16 protein-coding genes are annotated in these 16,931 nt (G+C 67.3%); all 16 read left to right on the plus strand.

Annotated elements, in window-relative coordinates; genetic code table 11:
• Window positions 1-18: 18 nt before the first annotated feature.
• Complete coding sequence (gene nuoI, locus QNJ67_09340; protein MDJ0609167.1) at window positions 19-507, plus strand: NADH-quinone oxidoreductase subunit NuoI; 489 nt, start codon at window positions 19-21, stop codon at window positions 505-507.
• A gap of 7 nt (window positions 508-514) precedes the next feature.
• A complete protein-coding gene (locus QNJ67_09345; GenBank protein MDJ0609168.1) occupies window positions 515-1,129 on the plus strand; it encodes an NADH-quinone oxidoreductase subunit J in 615 nt (204 codons plus the stop codon).
• Between the two features lie 5 nt (window positions 1,130-1,134).
• Complete coding sequence (nuoK, locus tag QNJ67_09350) at window positions 1,135-1,446, plus strand: NADH-quinone oxidoreductase subunit NuoK (protein ID MDJ0609169.1); 312 nt, start codon at window positions 1,135-1,137, stop codon at window positions 1,444-1,446.
• 2 nt (window positions 1,447-1,448) lie between these two features.
• On the plus strand, window positions 1,449-3,398 hold the full coding sequence (gene nuoL / locus QNJ67_09355) for an NADH-quinone oxidoreductase subunit L (GenBank protein ID MDJ0609170.1): 1,950 nt from the start codon (window positions 1,449-1,451) through the stop codon (window positions 3,396-3,398).
• A gap of 6 nt (window positions 3,399-3,404) precedes the next feature.
• Window positions 3,405-4,940, plus strand: a complete 1,536-nt coding sequence (locus QNJ67_09360; GenBank protein ID MDJ0609171.1) for an NADH-quinone oxidoreductase subunit M — start codon at window positions 3,405-3,407, stop codon at window positions 4,938-4,940.
• Window positions 4,941-4,975: 35 nt separating this feature from the next.
• Window positions 4,976-6,400 carry an NADH-quinone oxidoreductase subunit NuoN gene (nuoN, locus tag QNJ67_09365; GenBank protein ID MDJ0609172.1) on the plus strand — a complete coding sequence of 475 codons (1,425 nt, stop codon included), beginning with the start codon at window positions 4,976-4,978 and terminating at the stop codon, window positions 6,398-6,400.
• Window positions 6,401-6,426: 26 nt separating this feature from the next.
• Window positions 6,427-7,185: a biotin--[acetyl-CoA-carboxylase] ligase gene (locus QNJ67_09370; GenBank protein ID MDJ0609173.1), complete on the plus strand. Its 759-nt coding sequence runs from the start codon at window positions 6,427-6,429 to the stop codon at window positions 7,183-7,185.
• Between the two features lie 4 nt (window positions 7,186-7,189).
• Window positions 7,190-7,960, plus strand: coding sequence for a type III pantothenate kinase (locus tag QNJ67_09375; protein MDJ0609174.1), 771 nt, complete (start codon window positions 7,190-7,192; stop codon window positions 7,958-7,960).
• A 62-nt stretch (window positions 7,961-8,022) separates the two neighbouring features.
• A complete protein-coding gene (locus QNJ67_09380; GenBank protein ID MDJ0609175.1) occupies window positions 8,023-9,624 on the plus strand; it encodes a ribonuclease J in 1,602 nt (533 codons plus the stop codon).
• Between the two features lie 375 nt (window positions 9,625-9,999).
• Window positions 10,000-11,601: a hypothetical protein gene (locus QNJ67_09385; GenBank protein MDJ0609176.1), complete on the plus strand. Its 1,602-nt coding sequence runs from the start codon at window positions 10,000-10,002 to the stop codon at window positions 11,599-11,601.
• Window positions 11,598-12,437 carry a hypothetical protein gene (locus tag QNJ67_09390; protein ID MDJ0609177.1) on the plus strand — a complete coding sequence of 280 codons (840 nt, stop codon included), beginning with the start codon at window positions 11,598-11,600 and terminating at the stop codon, window positions 12,435-12,437. The genes QNJ67_09385 and QNJ67_09390 overlap by 4 nt, the downstream gene beginning before the upstream one ends.
• A gap of 76 nt (window positions 12,438-12,513) precedes the next feature.
• Complete coding sequence (locus QNJ67_09395; protein MDJ0609178.1) at window positions 12,514-13,110, plus strand: TetR/AcrR family transcriptional regulator; 597 nt, start codon at window positions 12,514-12,516, stop codon at window positions 13,108-13,110.
• A complete protein-coding gene (locus tag QNJ67_09400; protein MDJ0609179.1) occupies window positions 13,107-13,547 on the plus strand; it encodes a cobalamin-dependent protein in 441 nt (146 codons plus the stop codon). Before QNJ67_09395 ends, QNJ67_09400 begins: the two co-directional genes overlap by 4 nt.
• Window positions 13,548-13,657: 110 nt before the next feature.
• Window positions 13,658-15,343 carry an acyl-CoA mutase large subunit family protein gene (locus tag QNJ67_09405; GenBank protein MDJ0609180.1) on the plus strand — a complete coding sequence of 562 codons (1,686 nt, stop codon included), beginning with the start codon at window positions 13,658-13,660 and terminating at the stop codon, window positions 15,341-15,343.
• 316 nt (window positions 15,344-15,659) lie between these two features.
• Window positions 15,660-16,610, plus strand: a complete 951-nt coding sequence (gene meaB / locus QNJ67_09410) for a methylmalonyl Co-A mutase-associated GTPase MeaB (GenBank protein MDJ0609181.1) — start codon at window positions 15,660-15,662, stop codon at window positions 16,608-16,610.
• The coding region (locus QNJ67_09415; protein MDJ0609182.1) for a hotdog fold thioesterase at window positions 16,603-16,931 on the plus strand (329 nt) is incomplete at its 3' end. The genes meaB and QNJ67_09415, both read left to right, overlap by 8 nt.

Raw genomic sequence — 16,931 nt, forward strand, 5'->3', positions numbered from 1 at the left:
TGATAGGGGATTCTAGACATGGGCATGATCGACCGCGGCCTGCGTTCCCTGCTCCTGAGCGAGCTCTTGGGCGGCCTCTCGCTGACCTTGCGCTACCTGTTCCGGCCCAAGGTGACGCTGAATTATCCCTACGAGAAGGGTCCCTTGAGCCCGCGTTTTCGCGGCGAGCATGCGCTCCGCCGCTACCCCAACGGCGAAGAGCGCTGCATCGCCTGCAAGCTGTGCGAGGCGATCTGTCCGGCCCAGGCGATCACCATCGAGGCCGAGCCGCGCGAAGACGGCAGCCGCCGCACGACGCGCTACGACATCGATATGACAAAGTGCATCTACTGCGGCTTCTGCCAAGAAGCCTGTCCCGTCGATGCGATCGTCGAGGGGCCGAACTTCGAGTTCGCCACCGAGACCCGCGAGGAGCTCTACTACAACAAGGAGAAGCTGCTCGCGAACGGCGACCGCTGGGAACACGAGATCGCGCAGAACATTGCGCAGGACGCCCCCTACCGGTGAGTTCGACATGATCGTCCAAGGGCTGGCCTTCTATCTCTTCTCCTTCGTCGCCGTGGCCGCGGCGGTGATGGTGATCTCGGCGCGCAACCCGGTCCATTCGGTGCTGTTCCTGATCCTCGCCTTCTTCAACTCGGCCGGGCTTTTCGTGCTCATGGGCGCCGAGTTCCTGGCGATGATCCTGGTCCTGGTCTACGTCGGCGCGATCGCCGTCCTTTTCCTCTTCGTCGTCATGATGCTCGACATCAACTTCGTCGAGCTGCGCCAGGGCTTCCTGCAGTACCTGCCGGTCGGCGGCTTGATCGGTTTGATCCTGCTGGTCGAGCTCGCCATGGTGGTGGGCACCTGGGCCGTGGCGCCCGAGGTCGGCAGCGCGGCGCAGGTCGCCATCCCGCCAATCGATCAGGTCCACAACACGCGGGCCCTGGGTCAGGTGCTCTACACCAAGTACGTCTATCTCTTTCAGGCCGCCGGTCTGGTACTTCTGGTCGCCATGATCGGCGCCATCGTGCTGACCCTGCGCCAGCGCGAGGGCGTGCGCCGCCAGTCGATCGCCGAACAGGTGAACCGCGACCGCAGCAAGTCCATCGAGCTGAAGGACGTGCCGTCGGGAAGCGGGGTCTAGACGCGATGCTGGAAATCGGACTGGCCCACTACCTCTCGATCGCCGCGATCCTCTTCACCCTGGGGATCTTCGGCATCTTTCTGAACCGCAAGAACGTGATCATCATCCTGATGTCGATCGAGCTCATCCTGCTCGCGGTCAACATCAACTTCGTCGCCTTCTCGACCCACCTGCAGGACCTGGTGGGCCAGGTCTTCGCGATGTTCATCCTGACCGTGGCCGCCGCGGAAGCCGCCATCGGGCTTGCGATCCTCGTCGTCTACTTCCGCAACCGCGGCTCCATCGCGGTCGAGGACATCAACATGATGAAGGGCTGAGCGTGGAAGTCGTCGCCGTCTTTCTGCCGCTGGTCGGCGCTTTTGTCGCGGGCTTCTTCGGCCGCGCCATCGGCGACCGCGGCGCCCAGCTGGTCACCTGCATTGCCATGGGGCTCTCGGCGCTGCTCAGCGTCTATCTGTTCTACGACGTCGCGATCGCCAAGAACGCGCGGGTCACTGAGCTCTTCACCTGGATCGACTCCGGCACCCTCGAGCTTTCCTGGGCCCTGAAGCTCGACACGTTGACCGTGGTCATGCTCGCCGTGGTCACCGTGGTCTCCACCATGATCCACATCTATTCGATCGGCTACATGGCGCATGACAAGTCGATCCCGCGCTTCATGGCCTACCTCAGCCTCTTCACCTTCTTCATGCTGATGCTGGTCAGCGCGGACAACTTCCTGCAGATGTTCTTCGGCTGGGAAGGCGTCGGGCTGGTGTCCTACCTGCTGATCGGCTTCTGGTACGATCGGCCGAGCGCCTGCCGGGCCGCGATCAAGGCCTTCCTGGTCAACCGGGTCGGCGACATGGGCTTCGCGCTGGGCATCATCGGCGCCTTCTTCCTCTTCGGCTCGGTCAGCTTCGACCAGGTCTTCTCCGCCGTCCCGGACTACCAGGACGCTCAGTTCGTCTTCCTCGGCATCGACGGCCACGCGCTGACCATCGTCTGCATCCTGTTGTTCATCGGTGCCATGGGCAAATCGGCTCAGATCGGCCTGCACACCTGGCTGCCGGACGCCATGGAGGGGCCGACGCCGGTCTCGGCGCTGATCCATGCCGCGACCATGGTGACGGCGGGCGTCTTCATGGTCTGTCGGCTTTCGCCCATCTTCGAGTACGCGCCGGTCGCCCTCGAACTGGTCACCTACGTCGGCGCGATCACCTGTTTCTTCGCCGCGACCATCGGCCTCTGCCAGAACGACATCAAGCGGGTCATCGCCTATTCGACCTGCAGCCAGCTCGGCTACATGTTCCTCGCCGCCGGCGTCTCGGCCTACGGCGCGGCGATCTTCCACCTGGCGACCCACGCCTTCTTCAAGGCGCTCCTCTTCCTCGGCGCCGGCTCGGTGATCCACGCGGTCTCCGACGAGCAGGACATGCGCAAGATGGGCGGCCTCAAGTCGCGCATTCCCATGACCCACTGGCTCATGGTGATCGGCAGCCTGTCGCTGGCCGGCATCGGCATTCCGCATGTCGTCGGCTTCGCCGGCTTCCACTCCAAGGACGCCATCATCGAGGCTGCGTTCGCAGCACACAGCGCCCACGGCACCTTCGCCTTCTGGGCGGCGGTCGCGGCGGCCTTCCTGACGGCCTTCTATTCCTGGCGGCTTCTCTATCTCACCTTCCACGGGCAGCCGCGGATGGACAGGGAGACCTGGGACCACGTGCACGAATCGCCCAAAGTCATGATCCTGCCGCTCTTCCTGCTGGCCTTCGGCGCGATCTTCGGGGGCATTCTGGGCCATTACGCCTTTATCGGTGACGGCCGGATGGATTTCTGGGGCGATTCGCTCTTGGTGCTGCCGACCAACGACTCGCTGGAAGCCGCCCACCACGGCTTGCCGATTTGGGTCATCTGGCTGCCGCTGGTGGTCGCGGTCTCCGGGATCGCCATGGCCTTCTGGTTCTACAAGCTGAGCCCCGGCATGCCGGCGCGCGTCGCGCAGAGCTTCCGGCCGCTCTACCTCTTCTTCCTTAACAAGTGGTACTTCGACGAGCTTTTCAACGCGCTCTTCGTCCGGCCGGCGCAGGTCCTCGGCCGCGCCTTCTGGAAGACGGGAGATGGCGCCCTGATCGACGGCCTCGGCCCCGACGGTATCGCGGCGGCGACCATAGACTTGGCGCGCCGGGCCGGCCGGCTGCAGACCGGCTTCGTCTACCACTACGCGTTCGTCATGCTGATCGGGGTGGTCGGCCTCGTGACCTGGTACGTCCTGGCGACGGCGGGCTGACCGGCCATGTTCGAACATCTCCCCTGGCTCTCGGCGATTACCTTCACGCCCTTGCTCGGCGCCTTGCTGATTTTCGTGCTGGTGCGGGGCGACAGCGAAGAAGAGGTTGCCGACCAGGCCAAGAGGGCGGCCCTCTTCGCGTCCGTCTTCACCTTCGTGATCTCGCTCTGGATCTGGTTCGATTTCGAACGGGGGACCGCCGAATTCCAGTTCGTCGAGCAGGTGGTCTGGATCCCGGGCCTGAACATCAGCTACCAGATGGGCGTGGACGGGATCTCCATGCCCTTCGTTCTCCTCTGCACGTTGCTGACGCCGATCTGCATCCTGGCGAGCTGGGAGGCGATCAAGGTCCGGGTCAAGGAATACATGATCGCGTTCCTGGTGCTCGAGACCTTGATGATCGGCATGTTCTGCGCCCTCGATCTGGTGGTCTTCTACGTCTTCTTCGAGGGCGTTCTGATCCCGATGTTCCTGATCATCGGCGTCTGGGGCGGGCCGCGCCGGGTCTACTCGGCCTTCAAGTTCTTTCTCTTCACCCTGACGGGTTCCGTGCTGATGCTGATCGCCATCCTGGCGATCTACCTGACCATGGGGACCAGCGATATCCCGGAGCTCCTGGCGAGCGACATCCCGACCGACATGCAGAAGTGGCTGTGGCTCGCTTTCTTCGCCGCCTTCGCGGTCAAGGTACCGATGTGGCCGGTCCACACCTGGTTGCCCGACGCCCACGTCGAGGCCCCCACGGCGGGATCGGTGATCCTGGCGGGCGTTCTCCTGAAGATGGGCGGCTACGGCTTCCTGCGCTTCTCGCTGCCCATGCTGCCCGAGGCCTCGGCTCTCTTCACGCCGATGATCATCTTCCCGCTGTCGGTCATCGCGGTGATCTACACCTCCCTGGTGGCCCTGGCCCAGGAGGACATGAAAAAACTGATCGCCTATTCCTCGGTCGCCCACATGGGGCTGGTCACGGTCGGAATCTTCGCCGCGAACCAGCAGGGGATCGAGGGCGCGATGATCCAGATGCTGTCGCACGGCGTCGTTTCGGCCGCCCTGTTCCTGGTCGTCGGGGTGGTCTACGACCGGATCCACTCGCGGGATATCGCCCGCTACGGCGGCCTCGTCGAACGCATGCCGGCCTATGCGCTCTTCTTCATGGTGTTCATGCTGGCCTCCGTCGGCCTGCCGGGCACGAGCGGTTTCGTCGGGGAGTTCCTGGTCTTCGTCGGCGCATTCCAGGCCAACACCTGGGTGGCGCTTCTCTGCACCACCGGGATGGTGCTGGGTGCGGCCTACATGCTCTATCTCTATCGCCGGGTCATCTTCGGCACGCTGACGAAAGACGACCTGAAGGCGATCCTGGATCTCTCGTGGCGGGAGAAGCTCGTGTTCGCGCCGCTGATCGCCATCGTTCTCTGGATGGGCATCTACCCGCTGCCCTTCTTCGAGATCATGTCCGCGTCGGTCGCGAACATCGTCGAGAACTATGAGACAGCGCTGGCGCAGGCCGAGGCGGCGCGACTGGCGACGGCCGCCGTGCGGTAAGGGAAGAGACAGGCGTGTTCGATACCCAAGACCTCATGATCGCACTCCCGGAAGCCTTTTTGGCATGTGCCGGCATGGCGCTCCTCATGGTCGGCGTGTTCCGGAAAGAGGAGTCGGTCCGCTTCATCATCCTGCTCACCGAAATCATCCTGGTGATCGCGGTAATCCTGGTAATGCAGGCGCCGGAAGGGCGTGTCTTGGCGTTTGACGGGCTCTACCTGTCGGACGATTTCGCGTCCTTCATGAAGATCCTCGCCCTCTTGGGAGCCGGCCTTACCCTGGCCATGTCGCTCGGCTATATCGAGCGCGAGCAGATGGCCCGTTTCGAGTTCCCGGTGCTGCTGCTGTTCGCGACGCTGGGCATGATGATGATGATCTCGGCCAATGATCTCATCTCGCTCTACCTGGGTCTCGAGCTGCAGAGCCTCTCGCTCTATGTCGTCGCCGCGTTCCGGCGCGACACGGTGCGCTCCAGCGAGGCGGGGCTGAAGTACTTCGTTCTCGGCGCCCTCTCGTCGGGCATGCTGCTCTACGGCTGCTCCCTTGTCTACGGCTTCAGCGGGACGACCAGCTTCGACGAGCTGGCCCGGATCCTGACCGCAGACACGGAGCCGTCGCTCGGCCTGATCGTCGGCTTGGTTTTCGTCATAACCGGTCTCGCGTTCAAGGTCTCGGCCGTTCCCTTTCACATGTGGACGCCGGACGTCTACGAAGGGGCGCCGACACCGGTCACCGCGTTCTTCGCGACCGCCCCCAAGATCGCCGCCGTGGCGCTCTTCGTGCGGGTCATGATGGGGCCGTTCGGCGGCCTGTTCGAAGAGTGGCAGCAGGTCGTGATCGTGATTTCCGTCGGCTCCATGGCGCTCGGCGCCTTCGCGGCGATCATGCAGAGCAACATCAAGCGGCTCATGGCTTACAGCTCGATCGGCCACATGGGCTATGTGCTGATCGGTCTGGCGACGGGGACCGAGAAGGGAATCGGCGCCATCGGCGTCTACATGGCGATCTACCTCGTGATGAACCTAGGCGTCTTCGCCTGCATCCTCTGCATGCGCCGGGACGGCCTCATGGTCGAGCAGATCGACGATCTCAAGGGCCTGGCGAAGACCAGCCCCTTGATGGCGCTGGCGCTGGGCATGCTCATGTTCTCGATGGCGGGTATCCCGCCGCTCGCCGGTTTCTTCGGCAAGCTCCTAATCTTTCAGTCCGCGGTCGAGGCCGGTCTCTACACTCTCGCCGTGATCGGCGTTCTGACCTCGGTGGTGGCGGCCTTCTACTACCTGCGGATCGTCAAGATCATGTACTTCGACGAACCCGCCGATGCTTTCGACACGCCGCTCGGCGGCGGACTGAAGCTGGTGATCCTCGGCAGCAGCCTGGCCATGCTGGTCATTCCGGTGGCCTTGAATCCCTTCGTGACCAGCGCCGGCGTCGCCGCCGCCGCGCTCATGGCGGGATGAGGGGAGAGACGGCCACGGCTACGACCGTGAAGCTTCCCCCGGCCTACCGGCTGGTCGTGCTCGACCGCGCGGAAAGCAGCAGCGACGAGGCTATGCGTTTGGCTAAGTCGGGCGCCGAAGACGGCACGCTGGTTTGGGTCAAGGAGCAGACCAAGGGGCGCGGCCGGCGCGGCCGGAGTTGGACCGACCTGCCCGGGAACCTGACCTTCTCCCTTGTCCTGCGTCCGGAGACCACGCCGGCCGAGGCGGCTCAATTGAGCTTGGTCGCCGCGCTCGGCGTCGGCGACGGCCTCGGCAGCGTCGTGCCGCCAATGGTGGAGATCCGCTACAAGTGGCCCAACGACGTGCTGTTCAACGACCGCAAGGGCTGCGGGATTCTTCTCGAGGCCCAGCTTTCCGGCGATCGGGATCTGGATTGGCTGGTGCTCGGCATAGGCATCAACGTGAAGAGCTATCCGCGGGATCTCGATCCCCCGGCAACGAGCCTGCACTTCGAGGGGGCGCCGCCCGACTTGGGACCGGAAGCCGTGCTCGAGGCGTTCTCGCGCCACTTCCTGAGCTGGACCAACCGCTGGCTGGAGGACGGCTTCGCGCCGATCCGGACCGCCTGGCTCCGTCACGCCAAGGGCGTCGGCGAGCCGATCGAGGTCAGACTGCCGGGCGAGACGCTCGAAGGGGTTTTCAAGGACCTGGATCCGAACGGCGCTCTGCGGCTCGAGCTTCCCGGCGGAGAGACGCGCAGCGTCACCGCCGGCGACGTCTTCTTCGGCGGCCGAAGCGCCTAGGGCCATGCTGCTCGCGATCGACATCGGCAACACCAACGTCGTGCTGGGCGTCTTCGAGAGCGGCGCCCTCAGAGCCCGCTGGCGCGCCACGACCGATCCCAAGCGCACTCCCGACGAGTACTGCGTCTGGCTTACCCAGCTGATGGCGCTTCAGGACATCACGCCGAAGGACATCGAGGGCGCGATCATCGCCTCGGTGGTGCCGGCGGCGGTCTACGGACTGGAGACCCTCTGCCGGCGCTACTTCGAGGTAGAGCCGCTCGTGGTCGGCGCGGCCAACGTGACGCTGGGGATCGAAGTGCGCGCGCAGCAGGCCGGAGCCGACCGTCTGGTCAACGCGGTGGCCGGCCACCGGATCTACGGCGGGCCGCTGATCGTGGTCGATTTCGGCACCGCGACCAGCTTCGACGTGGTGGCCAAGGACGGCGGACTGGAGGGCTGCGTGCTCGCGCCGGGCGTCAACCTCTCGGTCGAGGCGCTCACCATGGCCTCGGCCCAGCTGCCGCGCATCGCGGTGGTGCGGCCCGAGACCGTCATCGGCAAGTCCACCGTGCCGGCCATGCAGTCGGGAATCTTCTGGGGCTACGTCGATATGGTCGAGGGCATGATCGCCCGGATCAAGGCCGAGACCGGCTGGCCCATGACGGTGATCGCGACCGGGGGCCTCTCGGCGATCTTCGCCGAGGCCTGCCGGTCGATCGACACCAGCGACCCCGACTTGACTCTGAGGGGTCTCGAGCTGATCTACCGAGCGAACGAGGCGAAAGACGCGTGACCGGTTTACCTGGAAGCGCCGATCTGTGGTTCCTTCCACTGGGCGGGACCGGCGAGATTGGCATGAATCTCAACCTCTACGGCCATGACGGAGCCTGGGTCATGGTCGACCTCGGCGTCACCTTCGCGGACGAGCGCTCCAGCGGCATAGACTTGATCATGCCGGACATCGCCTTCATCGAGGAGCGCCGCGACAACCTGGCCGGCCTGGTGCTGACCCACGCCCATGAGGACCACATCGGGGCGGTTCCCTATCTCTGGCCCCGGCTGCGCTGCCCGATCTACGCGACGCCCTTCACCGCGACGGTGCTGCGCGCCAAGCTGGAAGACGCGGACCTGCTGGACGAGGCCGAGATCACGGAGATCCCCATGTCGGGACGCTTCTCGGTCGGGCCCTTCGACATCGAACTGATCACCTTGACCCACTCGATCCCCGAGCCCAACGCCGTGGTGCTGCGCTGTTCCCTCGGGACGGTCCTCCACACCGGGGATTGGAAACTCGACCCCGACCCCATGGTCGGCGACGACTACGACGAGGCGGCGCTCAGGGCGCTTGCGGAGGAGGGCGTCCTGGCCATGGTCTGCGATTCGACCAACGCCATGGTCGAGGGCGATTCGGGCTCGGAAGGCGAGGTCCGGGAGAGCCTGTCCGAACTGATCGGCGGCCTGAAGAACCGCGTCGCCGTGGCCTGCTTCGCGACCAACGTGGCGCGCCTGGAAACCGTGATCCGCATCGCCGCCGAGCACGGCCGCCGGGTCGCCCTGGTCGGCCGATCGATGCACCGGATCTACAAGGCGGCCGTGGAGACCGGATATCTCCGCGACCTGCCGCCCCTGGTGTCCGACAAGGATCTCGGCTACCTGCCGCGCGAAGAGGTGCTGCTGCTCTGCACTGGCAGCCAGGGCGAGCCGCGCGCGGCCCTCTGGCGGATCGCCCGGGACGACCACCGCGAGGTCTCACTCGAGCCGGGCGACGCGGTCATCTTCTCCTCGCGTATGATTCCCGGGAACGAGAAGTCGATCTCGGCGCTGCAGAACGAGCTGGTGCGTCAGGGCATTGCAGTGATTACCGACCGTGATCACTTCACCCACGTATCCGGCCATCCGGCGCGCGAGGAGCTTACCCAGATGTACCAGTGGGTTCGGCCCAAGGTCGCGATCCCCGTGCACGGCGAGGCGCGCCACCTGGCCGAGCATGCGAAGCTGGCGCGGGATTGCCAGGTACCCGAGGCCGTGGTCGCCGAGAACGGCACGCTGATCGCGCTGTCGGACCAGGGCGCCGAGGTGCTGGACCACGTGCCCACGGGCCGGGTCGTGCTCGACGGTACCCGCATCATCCCGGCCAACAGCCCGCAGCTGCGCGAGCGCCAGCGTCTGATGTTCAACGGCTCGGCCATGGTGAGCCTCGTGGTCGACGAAAAAGGGCACTTGCTCGACGAGCCGCGAATCACCATACAAGGGCTTCTGAACGGCGAGGAAGATGACGAGATCCGTGCCGAGGTCGTGGCCGCCCTGTTCGACGGGCTGGAAAGCCTGCCAAAGGGCGCGCGCCGGAGCGACGAGCGCTTGGGCGAGGCGGCCCGGGTCTCTGTCAGGAGGGCGCTGGCTCGGGCGACCGGCAAGAAGCCGGTGACCCAGGTTCACTTGATCCGCCTGCCGGACTAGGGCCTGTTGACATTCAGGGCGGGCTCCTGGTCCGAGTGAAATCGGCCCGCTGTTAGGCGCGAGAAGGAAGGACATGCCGAGCATATTCGACCCCAGTCTCAGTCTCTGGGAGCAACGCGGCAGCAGGCCGATTTCGCCGGATCCCTTCGGGACGGGGCGCATTTGCGCCGGGGCGGCGTCGCGGAAGGCCTTGTGGGGCCCAACCCCACGGCGCCTCCCGCTCCTGGCCCCGGCGCAAATCCGCTCCCGCCAGGAGCGCGCCGTGAATGTCAACAGGCCCTAGCCGATTCCGCTTTTCACCCACGCAAGCGTGATCCGAAAGGCCGGCGCGAGTGTCTAAGTAAGAATTGCGGTCACTTCAAGCGGGCGAAGCGCATGGCGACAGCGAAAGGACGAGGAGCGCGGCGGACGGCGACGCCCGCGCCTATGCGTGGCGGCGCGGCGCGTCTCGCCTGCGGGATCGCCGGCCTTCTGCTGCTGGCGGGCTGCGCCTCGGTGTCCGGAGACCTGGAGCGCTACGGCGAGGCCATTCCGCCCGGCGAGGCGGAGCAGCTGGCCTGCGTCGCCTATCTCGCCGAGGTCCAGGAGCGGATCGAATCGGCGGGGGTGCGCGACGCCGAGGCGGCGCGGATCGCCCGCTTTCCCTACCTGCGGGTCGACCGCCTCCGCTCGGCGCTGGGCCGGGACCTCGGCCGCAACGGCGCCGACCCGGAACGCTTCGAGGCCTGGGCCGCCGATCTCCTCGCCCTGGAGAACGAGGCGCTGGCGGCCGAGGTGAGCAATCTGCCGGAAGCCGAACGCGACAACCTCGGGCGACTCGCGCGGGAGATCGGGGGTCCCTCGGTCGGGCCGGTCGCGGCGGCCGAGGACTGCGGCGCGCGCCTGCTCGCCGCCGACCTGGCGGATCCCGAGCGCCGGCAGATGCTGCTCGACAAGGCGAAGGTGCCCGATAGCTACTCCGACTTCTCCCGGGTCTTCGGCGCCTATCCCCTCATGGCCCTGGCCGCCTCCGCCGGCTGGAGCCGCTGGCAGGAGGTCCACCTGCCCGCCTTCGAGATGCCGGCGGACAGCCTGCCGGTCGAGGGGCGGCTGATCGACTTCGTCCCCGAGGGCGACGGACCGGGCCTGAGCGCGCCCCAGATCGCCGCCATCCTCGACGCGAGCCGGGACCCGGAATTCGGCCTGCCACAGCCCGTAGGCGACGACCTGCGCAGGATCGTCGACACCTTCGCGCCGGTCTGGCGGATCGACGTGACCGGTCCCTACGACCGAATCGGCCAGCCCTTCTGGCCGGCCGACTCGGACCTGGCCGGAGTGGACGAGACAAGGCCCGTCGTCTTCACCCGGGTCGGCCACACCCTGATCAAGGGCGAGGCCCTGCTCCAGATCAGCTACACCGCCTGGTTCCAGGAGCGGCCGCCGGACGGGGCCTTCGACATACTGGCCGGCAAGTTCGACGGCCTGATTTGGCGGGTGACCCTAGGCAGCGACGGCCAGCCGCTGGTCTACGACACGATCCACCCCTGCGGCTGCTATCACCTGTTCTTTCCGGCGCCGGGGACCCGGCTGCGCGAGGACCCTCAATCGCGCGAGATGACGGAGGAGACGGCGATTCCGGCGCAGGCGCCGGCCGTCGGCCCGGCTCAGCGCCTGGTCCTGCGGATCGAGACGCGCTCGCACTACCTCAAGGGCCTGTCCCTACGTCGCCGTGGCCAAAATGAGGCAAACGACGTAGTCTACCCCATGACCAGCGAGTCGGAGCTGAGGGCCCTGCCCCTGCCGGGCGGCGGCACGCGGAGCCTCTACGGCGAAGACGGCCTCGTCGCCGGCAGCGAGCGCCTGGAACGCTTCCTGCTCTGGCCCATGGGGGTCTCCAGCCCGGGCGCCATGCGCCAGTGGGGCCATCACGCGACCGCCTTCGTCGGCCGGCGTCATTTCGACGATCCGGACCTCTTCGAGGCGATGATCGCGCGATGAACGCGCTCCGCCTGGCCGCGTTGCTGCTCTTGGTCCACGGCGCCGCCCTCGGCGCCGATCTCACGATCCGCAAGGCCCAGCCGGTCCGCGTCGAGCCCGCCCAGACCTTCGCCCGCGCCCTCGACCTCTATCACGACGGCAGCTTCGCGCAGGCGGCCGATCTGGCGACCGAGAGCGGCCTCTCCGAGGGCCTCGCGCTCGCCGCCCGGGCGCTGCTGGCCGAGGCCCTGGTGGCGGAGGATCCCAAGAACCGCCTGGCGCTCTACCGCCGGGCCGAAGCCCTCGCCCGCGAGGCGATCGTGCTGGACGAGGGAAACGCCGAGGCGCACCGCCTTCTGGCCATCGCCATCGGCTACATCGCGCGCACCAAGTCGGCGATCGAGAACTGGGTCCAGGGCTCGGCGGACGAGGCCAAGGGCCTGGTCGACCGGGCTCTGGTTCTGGATCCCGGCAGCCCTTGGAGCCACGCCGCGCTCGGCGGCTGGCACGCCGAAATCGTCGCCGCGGTCGGCGACCTGCTGGCCGGCGAGATGGCCGGCGCGAGCCTCAAGCAGGCGAAGTCCAGCTTCAGGCAGGCGATCGCACTGGATCCGGAGAACCCGGTCCTGCATTTCGAATTCGCCACCGCACTGATCAGGACCCGGCAGAGCAAGTACCTGCCGCTCGCCCGCCGGCACCTGGCGCTGGCCTCCCTGCTCCAGCCGGAGGACGCCTTCGAGACGATCATCGTGGGGCGCGCCAAGACCCTGCGCGAGAAGCTGGAGGGCCGGCGCTTCGACACCGTGGACGCGCCCTACGCCCCCGGCTTGAACCCCCGAACCGACACGCACCGCTAGAGCGGATCATGGTCCTTGACTCGGCCTGTGCCGAGGTCTTAGATTTAAGACTAACAAACGACCGTTTGGTATTACCATGTCGAACAAGACCGCCGTGCGCCCGGGGCGCCAGGACAGCCGCCGACCCCTGGTCGAGGAGGCGGCGGCCCGCCTCTTCGCGACCCACGGCTTTCACGGCACATCGCTGCGCGACATCGCCAGGGAAGTCGGCATGCTGCCCGGCTCGATCTACTGCCATTTCGCCTCCAAGACAGACCTCCTGATCGCCGTCTACGAAGCCGGCGTGAACCGCATCCTCGACCGGGTCGAGCAGGCCCTGGAAGCCGGTGGCGGCCCCTGGGACCGCCTGGAGCGCGCCTGCCGGGCCCATCTCGAGGTACTCCTGGAGGACAGCCCCTACGCCAAGGTCGTGATCCGCGTCCTGCCCGGCGACGCGCCCGAGGTCGCGGCCGAGCTGACCCGGTTGCGCGACCGCTACGAAGCCCGATTCACGGCCCTGGTGGAGGATCTGGCGCTCAAGCGTGACCCGGCGCAGTTCCGGCTGATGCTGCTGGGCGCGCTCAACTGGACCCAGACCTGGTACCGCCCCGGCCGCGCGAACCCGGCCGAGATCGCACGGCACTGCGTCCGGCTGCTGCGCGACGGGGCGCTGCAAGAAGGAGAGCCTGCATGACGACGACCCAGATAACCGCCGCACGGCCGCCGCGCGTCCTGGTGACCAAGGTGGGCCTGGACGGCCACGACAGGGGCAGCCGCATCGTCGCGGCGCTCCTGCGCGACGCCGGCATGGAGGTGATCTACACCCCGCCGTGGCAGGAGATCACCGCCGTCGTGCGCCTAGCCGAGGAGGAGGACGTCGACGTGATCGGCATTTCCTCGCTGGCGACCGATCACCTGCTGGTGCCCAAGCTGATGACGGCGCTGGGCGAGGCCGGCCTGGGCCACCTCAGGGTCGTGGTCGGCGGCATCGTGCCCGACGAGGACGAAGCACAGCTCGTCGAGGCCGGCGTCAGCCAGGTCTTCCACCCCGGTTCCGGGCGGGACGAGATCGTCGGGCGCATCGCCGACCTCGCCGCGAAAGCAAGATCGGATCAGATTGAATCAATCTGATCCGTGAATCTTGCTTTAAATCAACACCTTGAGCATGATTCGGAAATGTGCCGGCACATATCCGGATCATGTTCTAGGGCGCGCCGGGCGCTCGAAGCGGAGATTGCGTCATGACCGATCAAGCGTTCCAACTGGCTCTGCCGGGCTTCGAGCAAGCCGAGGCGGATTGGCGCCGGGACTTCTCGGCCCAGGTCGGCGATGCTCAGCCGATCCGCAACCGCTCGGGGCTCGAGGTCAAGCCGCTCTACACCGAGGCCGACTGGGACGGCGGCCGCTACCTGGAGGATCTCGGCTTTCCGGGCCAGGAGCCCTTCACGCGCGGCATCTACCCCAGCATGCACCGGGGCCGCACCTGGACCCAGCGCCAGCTGGTCGGCTTCGGCACGCCGGAGGACTACAACGCGCGCCTCAAGACCATCATCGAGCACGGCAGCACGGCGGGCAGCCTGATCCCCTGCAACTCGGTCTACCGCGGCTTCGACGGCGACCAGGTCGACCCGCTGCTGCTCGGCACCTGCGGCGCCGTGGTCAACACGGTCGAGGACATGGAGGTCTGCTACCGGGACATTCCGATCGGCGAGTTCTCGACCGCGCTCAACGACCCATCGCCGTTCACCCTGCTCGCCCTGCTGCTGGCGGTCGCCAAGAAGCGGGGCATTCCCTGGTCGCAGATCTCCGGCACCTCGAACCAGAGCGACTACATCTCCCACTACGTGGCGAACCACATGTTCTTCCGCCTCGCGCTGCCCGGCGCCCGGCGGGTGCTGCTCGACCACATCGCCTTCGCCAACAAGCACCTGCCGAAGTGGAATCCGGTCTCGGTGGTCGGCCAGCATATGCAGCAGAGCGGCGCAACCCCGGCCGAGGCCATGGCCTTCACGCTCTCGACCGCCCTGCAGTACGCCGAGGACTGCAAGGCGCGCGGCATGGAGCCCGATGCCTTCCTGCCCCGCTTCACCTTCTTCTTCGACATCTCGATCTCCTTCTTCGAGGAGATCGCGAAGTTCCGGGCCGGCCGGCGGATCTGGCAGCGCCTGGCCCGCGAGCGCCTGGGCGCCAGGGATCCCCGGGCCTGGCGCTTCAAGTTCCACGCCCAGACCTCGGGCGTCGACCTGACCCGCCAGCAGCCGCTCAACAACATCGCCCGCGTCGCGGTCCAGGCGATCGCCGGCATCTTCGGCGGCCTGCAGTCGCTGCACACCGACGCCCACGACGAGGTCCTCAGCGTGCCGACGGAAAAGGCGGCGCGCATCGCCGTCTCGACCCAGAACATCCTGCGCGAGGAAGCCCATCTGACCGACGTGATCGATCCGCTCGGCGGCTCCTACTACGTCGAGCGCCTGACCAACCAGATGGAGGAGGAGATCCTCGCCGTCATGGAGGAGATCTCCGAGGCCGGCGGCATGTACCGGGCGGTCGAGAGCGGCCTGGTGCAGGAGAAGATCGGCCGCTCCGCCCTCGCCTTCCAGCAGAAGGTCGAGGACGGCAGCGAGACCATCGTCGGGGTCAACGCCTTCCGCATCGACGAGAGCGAGGAGGCGCCGCGCGAACCTCTGCACCGTCCCGACCCGGCGCGCATGGAAGCCCAGCTCGAGCGGCTCGGGCGCTACAAGGCGGAGCGCGACCAGGCGGCCGCCCGGCGCGGCCTCGACGGCCTCGCCCGGGCCGCCAACGACGAGAGCGCCAACCTCTACGAGGCGGTGGTCGAGACGGCCCTTTCGGGCGTGACTCACGGAGAGATCTGTGGCTGCCTGCGCCGCGAACTGGGCAACGGCGAACCGCTCATCGTGCCATGACTAGTACCCACTTTCAGGACTGAGTACATCGTATGACGAGCTATCAAGACTTTCGGTTAGGAGCGTGGTCCGCCGTGATGCGGGCCATCACAAGGGCCGCGCGACCCCCATTGGTTTCAACGGGGCCGAAAGTCTTGATAGCTCGCCCGCAGGGTTGCCGAGACGTCCGCCCGGACGTCGTCAGCAGCACTCACCGATGCTCGGGCATCGCTTTCGCACCGCGCGCAGCGCCGGGCCTACGCCCCCCTAGCCGGACAACCGTCTCGGCAATCAGACAATGCACTTAGTCCTGAAAGTGGGTACTAAACAGCGCAAGGTGTCCACCGATCCGACGGTCCAGCTGGTCGGCCGACTGGTCGCCGGCGACCGCCGGGCGTTGAGCCGCGCAATCACCGCGCTGGAGGCGGACAGCGAGCCCGGGCGCGCCCTGCTGCGCGCGCTCCAGCCCCACCTGGGCAACGCGCTGGTGGTCGGCTTCACCGGACCGCCGGGCGCCGGCAAGTCGACCCTGGTCAACGCCTACATCGCCGCCTTGCGCGACGGGGGCCAGTCGGTCGGCGTGATCGCGGTCGACCCCTCGAGCCCGATCTCGGGCGGTGCGATCCTGGGCGACCGGCTGCGCATGGGCCAGCACAGCGGCGACGACGAGGTCTTCATCCGTTCGCTGGCCTCGCGCGGCCATCTCGGCGGCCTCTCGCCGGCGGCGGCGCGCATCGTCGACGCCATGGACGCGGCCGGCAAGGACGTGGTGGTGATCGAGACCGTCGGCACCGGCCAGTCGGAGATCGAGATCGCCGAGGTCGCCGACCTCAAGGTCGTGGTCCTGGCGCCCGGCCTGGGCGACGACATCCAGGCCATGAAGGCGGGCATCCTGGAGATCGCCGACCTTCTGGTGGTCAACAAGGCCGACCTGCCGGCCGCCCTGGCGACCGCGCAACAATTGAAAAGCGCCCTGGCCCTGAAGGCCGAGGGCCGGGACACGCCGGTCCTGCAGACGGTCGCCACCACGGGCAAGGGGGTGGCGGCGCTGGCCGAGGCGCTGGAGGCGCGCGGCACAGGCCTGACCGCCGAGGCGCGCCGGGCCCGCCGGCGGGCCCGCATCCGCCGGGCGCTGGCCACGGCCGCCGCCGCCCTGGTGCGCGACACCGCCCTGGCCGCCGACGACAGCGAGATCGAGAAGCTCTGCCGCGCCGTCGCCGAGGGCGATCTGGACCTCGCCGGCGCGGCGCGGCGCGCGGTCAAACGCTCGGCCAAGACGCTTGACTGACTTCGCAGCCCTGCTCGAAAGCCTGGTGGCCCGCGACGCCTTCGTCCGCCATCTCGGCATCGAGCTGGTCGAGGGCGGCCCGGGGCACGCTACGGTGCGCATCGCGATCCGTCCCGAGTTCGTCAACTTCAACGGCACCTGCCACGGCGGCGTGCTGTTCAGCCTGGCCGATACGGCCTTTGGCCTGGCCGCCAACTCCCACGGCGAGATCGCCATCGGCATCGACACCCACATGACCTTCGCCGCGCCCGCCAGGCCGGGCGAGACGATCACCGCGAGCGCGCGGGAGCAGACCCGGGGCCGCCGGGTCGCGACCTACCG

Source organism: Kiloniellales bacterium, assembly GCA_030064845.1.
Classification (GTDB): domain Bacteria; phylum Pseudomonadota; class Alphaproteobacteria; order Kiloniellales; family JAKSDN01; genus JASJEC01.

What these genes read in the sequence shown, in the direction of transcription:
- nuoI (MDJ0609167.1), top strand. Translation starts at nt 19, where the DNA reads ATGGGCATGATCGACCGCGGCCTGCGTTCCCTGCTCCTGAGCGAGCTC.
- QNJ67_09345 (MDJ0609168.1), top strand. Translation starts at nt 515, where the DNA reads ATGATCGTCCAAGGGCTGGCCTTCTATCTCTTCTCCTTCGTCGCCGTG.
- nuoK (MDJ0609169.1), top strand. Translation starts at nt 1,135, where the DNA reads ATGCTGGAAATCGGACTGGCCCACTACCTCTCGATCGCCGCGATCCTC.
- QNJ67_09360 (MDJ0609171.1), top strand. Translation starts at nt 3,405, where the DNA reads ATGTTCGAACATCTCCCCTGGCTCTCGGCGATTACCTTCACGCCCTTG.
- nuoN (MDJ0609172.1), top strand. Translation starts at nt 4,976, where the DNA reads ATGATCGCACTCCCGGAAGCCTTTTTGGCATGTGCCGGCATGGCGCTC.
- QNJ67_09375 (MDJ0609174.1), top strand. Translation starts at nt 7,190, where the DNA reads ATGCTGCTCGCGATCGACATCGGCAACACCAACGTCGTGCTGGGCGTC.
- QNJ67_09380 (MDJ0609175.1), top strand. Translation starts at nt 8,023, where the DNA reads ATGAATCTCAACCTCTACGGCCATGACGGAGCCTGGGTCATGGTCGAC.
- QNJ67_09385 (MDJ0609176.1), top strand. Translation starts at nt 10,000, where the DNA reads ATGGCGACAGCGAAAGGACGAGGAGCGCGGCGGACGGCGACGCCCGCG.
- QNJ67_09390 (MDJ0609177.1), top strand. Translation starts at nt 11,598, where the DNA reads ATGAACGCGCTCCGCCTGGCCGCGTTGCTGCTCTTGGTCCACGGCGCC.
- QNJ67_09395 (MDJ0609178.1), top strand. Translation starts at nt 12,514, where the DNA reads ATGTCGAACAAGACCGCCGTGCGCCCGGGGCGCCAGGACAGCCGCCGA.
- QNJ67_09400 (MDJ0609179.1), top strand. Translation starts at nt 13,107, where the DNA reads ATGACGACGACCCAGATAACCGCCGCACGGCCGCCGCGCGTCCTGGTG.
- QNJ67_09405 (MDJ0609180.1), top strand. Translation starts at nt 13,658, where the DNA reads ATGACCGATCAAGCGTTCCAACTGGCTCTGCCGGGCTTCGAGCAAGCC.